The following is a 500-nucleotide window of genomic DNA, read 5'->3' as shown; positions in this document are numbered from 1 at the left end:
GTTCGACCACTGCGCGAACGTGTCGGGCGCCAGCGCACTGAAGATCAGCACGATGACGATCAGCACCAGGAGGATCTGGAAGGCCTGGGCCCGCAGCAGGCCACGCCAGAACCCGGTTCTCGGCTCGTCGATCGTTCCGATGGCGACGGTCTCGGTCGGGGGCTTGGTGGTGCTCATGAGTTCGGCTCCTTGGTGACGGCGTCCTCCTCGACGAGATCGCCTTCGGGGGTGAGGTCGGCGGGTGCGGTCGCGGCGGTGTCGCGGGTGACGGCGCCGGTCATGAGGCCGACGAGTTCTTCCATGGAGGTGTCGCCGGCGGAGATGTTCGCCACCCGGGTGCCCAGCCGGAGCACCTGGATACGGTCGGAGACCTCCATCACGTGGGGCATGGAGTGGGAGATGAACACCACCGCGATGCCCTTGTCCCGCACCCGCCGGATGGTCTCCAGCACGTTCTGGGTCTGCCGCACCCCCAGCGCCGCGGTCGGCTCGTCCAGGAA

Annotated in this window: 1 pseudogene; it reads right to left on the bottom strand. The window is 68.0% G+C overall.

The features are described from left to right. Positions 1 to 173 precede the first annotated feature (173 nt). Positions 174 to 500: pseudogene (locus B5M43_RS14985) on the bottom strand (hypothetical protein); the annotation flags it as partial.

Origin of the sequence: Microbacterium sp. MEC084, from assembly GCF_004514465.2 — a bacterium.
In the GTDB taxonomy this organism is placed as follows: domain Bacteria; phylum Actinomycetota; class Actinomycetes; order Actinomycetales; family Microbacteriaceae; genus Microbacterium.
The sequence above is the reverse complement of the archived record's forward strand: the minus strand, read 5'-3'. Positions and strand labels throughout refer to the sequence as shown.